Here is a 5,468-nt window from a genome sequence, read left to right as displayed (position 1 = left end):
TAGCCCTCGTTGAAGATGAGATAAACCACCTCCAGCACAGCACCGAGGCGTTCGCGCCGCTCTTGCGCACGCGGCGTCTCGAACGGGATGACGGCATCGCGAAGGCTTCGCTTGGCGCGCACGATGCGCTGGGCGGCGGTGACTTCGGGCACTAGGAAGGCGCGGGCGATCTCCGGCGTCGACAGTCCGCCCAGCAGCCGCAAGGCGAGTGCGGCACGCTGCTCGGCCGGCAAGACGGGATGGCAAGCGGTGAAGATCAACCGCAGCAGGTCGTCGTCGATATCCTCATCGAGCGCCGCCTCGATGTCGGGCATCTCGCGCTCCAGCTCGGTGAGGTCTACGGCGAGTTCGCGATGCTTCCCGTCGATCATGGTGGTGCGGCGCAGCCGGTCGAGCGCGCGGTTCCTGGCGACCTGCGTCAACCAGGCGGCCGGATTGCGCGGAATGCCGTCGCGAGGCCAGCGCTCCATTGCCAGCAGGAAGGCGTCCTGCGCGATTTCCTCGGCCAGCCCTACATCCCTGAGAGTGCGTGCCAATCTGGCGGTGAGCTTCGGCTGCTCGATCCGCCAGACGGCTTCGATGGTTGCGTTGGGGGTCAATCCTTCAGCCTGCCGAGGCGGTCCGCCACCTTCTGGACGTCCTCGGGAAATTCGCTCATTTCAAAGACCTGGCGGATTTCGATCACGTCATTCTCCCCCGCGGGGCAGCGGCGGGCCCATTCGATGGCCTCGTCGCGCGAGCGTACATCGATCACCCAATAGCCGCCCAGCACTTCCTTGACCTCGGCGAAGGGGCCATCGACGACCACAGGCTTGCCGCCTTTGAAGCTGCCCGCGCCCCGGAGGATGGCGGATGCAGGCCGTCGAGCGCCAGCAACACGCCGGCTTTCTTCAGCTCGTGATTGTATTTCATCATTCCTTCCACCGCCTCGGCGCTGGGCATGACATCGGGCGCGGCGTCCGCGTAGCCGCCGGGGATCATCAGCATCATAAACCGCATGGTCTTTCTCCTTGGTTGGGTTGGTTCAATGATATGACGAACGGGCAAGGCTGAAATCGACACGCGTGGCCAGAAAGTTCATGTCCCGATTGTCCAGACAGCAACGTGGACCGCCATATCGGCGGGGCTGCCATCTGGCCCGCCGGTCGGCCCTGATATATCCGGCTGCGATCCATCACATGAGGGACCTCGTGAAGTCATCCCACCCGGCAGGCGCCGTTTCTCCCATGGTCCCGGTGCTTGTCTGCGCGCTCGGCATCTTCCTTCTGTCGGGGATGGACGCGGCGATGAAGGTCCTCGTCATCGCCGTCGGCGTCTACAACACTGTGCTGTGGCGCAGCATGCTTGCGACCGTGGTTGCGGGCGCCGGCTGGTCGGCGGGGCCGCGCACGCTGCCCACGCCTTCCGTGCTCAGGCTGCACGCATTGCGTGCCGCGGTCGTCGGCGTTGTCTTGCTGTCTTTCTTCTGGGGGCTCGCCCGGCTGCCGCTGGCGGAGGCGATCGGGCTCAGTTTCGTAGCGCCGCTGTTTGCCCTGCTGCTGGCCGCGCTGCTGCTGGGCGAACGAATCCAGCGCCAGGCGATCTGGGCCTCGCTGGCCGGCATTGCGGGCGTCGCGATCATCGTGGGCGGCCAGTTCGGGCAGACAAGCCATGCCAGGGATGCCTTGCTCGGCACGGCGGCGGTGCTGGTGTCGACGGTGTTCTATGCCTACAATTTGATCCTTGCGCGGCAGCAGGCGCTGTTGGCCAAACCGATCGAGATCATGCTGTTCCAGAACCTTTGCGTGGCGGTCATCCTCGGTCTCGCCGCACCCTGGCTCGCCATTGCCCTGCCGCGCGAGCTCTGGCTTCCGCTGGCCGGAGTGACGGCACTGTCGCTCGCCGGCCAGTTCCTGATGAGCTGGGCCTACGCGCGGGCCGAAGCGCAGTATCTGATTCCGACGGAATACTCCGCCTTCATCTGGGCGATCGCGCTTGGCTTCCTCTTCTTCGACGAGGCGGTGACCTGGACCACGCTGGCGGGAGCGGGCCTCATCGTGGCCAGTTGCCTGATCGCGGCACGTTCAAATCCCAGGCTTGCCGAGCCGATCGAAGCCGCTGTCTGAGGGCGAAGGCTTCCCGCCCCACCGCAGGATCCGGCGCCGAGAAGGCAGGCGGCGATGAGCTGGGTGGATACCCTTCATCCAAGTAGATCCTTCATCTAAGTAGATCCTTTGCAATTTCTGGTTTATACACAATTTTACTAAATAGCCGCGGTTAACCGGCACTCTTTTCCAAGATAATAAGTATAGCCTTCCGAAAGATCGATGTTATGGTCAATTGTGTAATGATTCCCGGGAACGATATCGTTCCTTTCAGCATTGATCCAATGCGGCCATCCGAAGTTCGTATCGAACGATTCGATCTGGCCCGGCATCGCGAGGAGGATTTGTCCGATGAGCTTCTTCGTCAACGCCGTGGGTGTTCCTCTTCCCTATAGCGGCACGTCCAACCACTGGTACTCAGCGACAGGGGCCGGGCCGGACATGTATGGCAGCCCCGGAAACGATTCCTTCTGGGGAGTAGGCGGTGCTAACGTCACGATGCACGGTGGCACGGGCGATGACATCTATTACCTCTATGGGGCGGGCAACAAGGTGGCCGAGGCCGCCGGCGCAGGCATCGACACGATCAGCACATGGATGAGCTACAAGCTCCCCGACAATGTCGAGAACCTCATTGTCACAAACCCCAATAACTACGCCTTCGGAAATGGGTTGGACAACATTATCACCGCCACGGCCGGGCACCAGACGCTGGACGGCGGCCGGGGAAATGACGTTCTGATCGACGGCGGCGGCGGCTACGACACCTTCATCATCTCGAAAGGCAACGGAAGCGACCTGATCGCCAATTTTGCCGCCACCGACACCGTCCGCCTTAATGGCTATGGCTTCACGTCGTTCGACGCCATCCACTCGAACATGGTCCAGGCGGGATCGAACGTGCTGTTGAATCTCGGATCCGGCGAGATCCTCGAGTTCAAGGATACGACCGTCGACAAGCTGAATTCCAACCAGTTCCAGTTGCCCATCGACATGTCCGGAATGAAGCTGTCCTTCAGCGACGATTTCAACACGCTCAATCTTCACAATGCCCAGGGTGGCACCTGGGATACCAATTTCTCATGGGGGGCGCCGAACGGCAGCACATTGACCAGCAATGGCGAGCTGCAATGGTACATCGACGCCAATTACGGGCCGACGAGCTCCGTCCACCCGTTCAGCGTGAACAACGGCGTGCTGACCATCACCGCCGCGCAGGCGCCGGCCGACATCAAGCCGCTGATCAACAATTACGAATACACGTCAGGCATCCTCAACACACACAGCACTTTCTCGCAGACCTACGGCTATTTCGAAATGCGCGCCGACCTGCCCGAGAACGCCGGCGCCTGGCCGGCCTTCTGGCTACTGCCGGCAGACGGCTCGTGGCCGCCGGAACTGGATGTGATCGAAACGCGCGGACAGGACCCGAACTCGTTGATCATGACGGCGCACTCGAATGAAACGGGAACGCACACCAAGGTGACGTTGACGGTGAATACCATGGATACCGCCGGCTTCCACACCTATGGTGTGCTGTGGACGCCGGACAAGCTCGTCTGGACCTATGACGGTGTCCAGGTCGCGGAAACGGCGACGCCATCCGATATGCACAAGCCAATGTACATGCTGGCCGATCTCGCGGTCGGCGGCATTGCCGGCGCGCCTCCCGATCATCTGGCGACGCCTGCCGAGATGAAGATCGACTACATCCGCGCCTATACGCTGGACAACGCGCCGGCGAGCGCTCTGCACCTCACCAGCAGCACCGCCACGCACAGCATCGCCAGCAGCGCGCAGCACGGCGGTTCCGAATTCGGGGGCCACGTGTAAGGTCTCGGGATCATGCAGCGGCGGGAAATGCGGAAATGACTGGACCCTCCGGCCTGCGGCCGGTCTTCATGCGCGCCATCGCCGATGTCGGCGTCTTCTCGCTGCTGATCAACATCCTGCTGTTGGTGATTCCGCTCTACCTGCTGCAGGTCTATGATCGCGTGCTGCCGTCCTCCAGCGTCGAGACGCTTGTCTACCTTTCGGCCATCGCGGTTCTCGCGCTCGCCTTCCTCGGGCTGCTGGACGCGATCCGCGCCGTTTACACGCAGCGCGTCGCGGCGACCGTCGACCGCAAGCTGGGTGCCAGCATTTTCGCCGTTTCGCTCGGCGCAAGACATGCCGGCGGCCTGTCGCCGCTGCGCGACCTCGCCTCGGTCTGCGCCTTCATCAGGTCGCGCGGCGTGGCGGTGTTGTTCGACCTGCCCTTCGCCCCTGTCTTCCTCGCCTTGCTCTATCTCATCCATCCGGTGCTGTTCTGGGTGACGGTCGCCGGCGCGGTGCTTCTGCTTTTCCTGGTCGTGGCCAACCAGCTTGCCATCGGCAGGAACGATGCCTTGTCCACGGAGCGATCGGCCTTGGCCAGCCAGGCGGAACAGGCCTTTGCCCGCAATGCGGAAACGCTGCGCGCCATGGGTATGGTGGAGAACGCCGCGCGGGTCTGGGGACGGCATGTAGGGGCGGCGCTCACCTTCCATGACCGTTCCTCGAGCGCCAATGCGATCTTCAGCGGCGCCTCGCGGGCGTTGCGCATGATGCTGCAACTGGCGATCCTGGGCGCCGGCGCATGGCTGGTGCTTCAGGGGCAGATGACGGCCGGCATGATCTTCGCCTCTTCGCTGGTCTCGTCGCGCGCGCTGCAGCCGCTCGACCAGCTGATCGGCGCCTGGCGGCAGATCGCCGACGCCCGGCGGGCGTGGGCACGGCTGGAAAAGGCGCTTGCGGCACGTCCGGCCGGGTCGCGAAAACTGATCCTGCCCGATCCGGCAGGCGCGATTTCCGCGCAGGACGTTTTCTTCATGGCGCCGAATGCCCGACCCGGCACGGAGCCCCTCCTCAAGCGGCTGACCTTTGCGATCGGCGCCGGCGAAGCGTTGGCCATCGTCGGCCCGAGCGGCGCCGGCAAATCCACGCTGGCGCGGTTGCTCGTGGGTGCCGCCCAACCGACCGGCGGCTCAATCAGGATCGACGGCGCCGACCTCGGGACCTGGGACGAAAGCCAGCTCGGAAAGCATATCGGCTACCTCTCGCAGGAGGTCGAGCTCTTTCCAGGATCGATCGCGCAAAACGTCGCCCGCTTCGACCCGGAGGCGGACGACGGAGCGATCGTCGAGGCGGCAAAGCGCGCCCAGGTGCATGAGTTGATCCTGGCGCAGCGCGACGGTTACCAGACCATGATCGGCCCGTCGGACAGGGCGCTGTCGGGCGGCGAGCGCCAGCGAATAGGGCTGGCGCGCGCCTTCTACGGCAATCCGCGGTTTCTGGTGCTCGACGAGCCCAGCTCCCATCTCGACGGTAGCGGCGAGGCCGCGCTCGAGGCGGTGCTTTCGGCCG

General features: G+C 63.7%; 5 protein-coding genes and 1 pseudogene. 4 read left to right on the top strand and 2 right to left on the bottom strand.

What is annotated here, in order from left to right:
* Positions 1 to 599, bottom strand: a 599-nt coding sequence (locus O7A61_RS30755; RefSeq protein ID WP_337132955.1) for a sigma-70 family RNA polymerase sigma factor, incomplete at its 3' end; no start/stop codon positions are given.
* Positions 596 to 942: pseudogene (locus O7A61_RS30750) on the bottom strand (YciI family protein). The pseudogene O7A61_RS30750 and the gene O7A61_RS30755, both read right to left, overlap by 4 nt.
* Between O7A61_RS30750 and O7A61_RS30745 the strand changes: the two are divergent.
* The 4 genes from O7A61_RS30745 to O7A61_RS30730 all read left to right on the top strand — a co-directional run.
* A complete protein-coding gene (locus O7A61_RS30745) occupies positions 853 to 1,053 on the top strand; it encodes a hypothetical protein (protein ID WP_337132956.1) in 201 nt (66 codons plus the stop codon). The pseudogene O7A61_RS30750 and the gene O7A61_RS30745 sit on opposite strands and share 90 nt — an antisense overlap.
* Before the next feature lie 125 nt (positions 1,054 to 1,178).
* Positions 1,179 to 2,105 (top strand): DMT family transporter, encoded by a 927-nt coding sequence (locus O7A61_RS30740; RefSeq protein WP_337132954.1) that lies wholly within the window; start codon positions 1,179 to 1,181, stop codon positions 2,103 to 2,105.
* Between the two features lie 330 nt (positions 2,106 to 2,435).
* Positions 2,436 to 3,917: a family 16 glycosylhydrolase gene (locus tag O7A61_RS30735; protein WP_337132953.1), complete on the top strand. Its 1,482-nt coding sequence runs from the start codon at positions 2,436 to 2,438 to the stop codon at positions 3,915 to 3,917.
* 35 nt (positions 3,918 to 3,952) lie between these two features.
* The coding region (locus tag O7A61_RS30730) for a type I secretion system permease/ATPase (RefSeq protein WP_337132952.1) at positions 3,953 to 5,468 on the top strand (1,516 nt) is incomplete at its 3' end.

It is taken from the genome of Mesorhizobium sp. Cs1321R2N1 (genome assembly GCF_037179725.1).
GTDB lineage: Bacteria > Pseudomonadota > Alphaproteobacteria > Rhizobiales > Rhizobiaceae > Mesorhizobium > Mesorhizobium salmacidum.
This window is presented reverse-complemented; position numbering and strand designations above follow the sequence as displayed.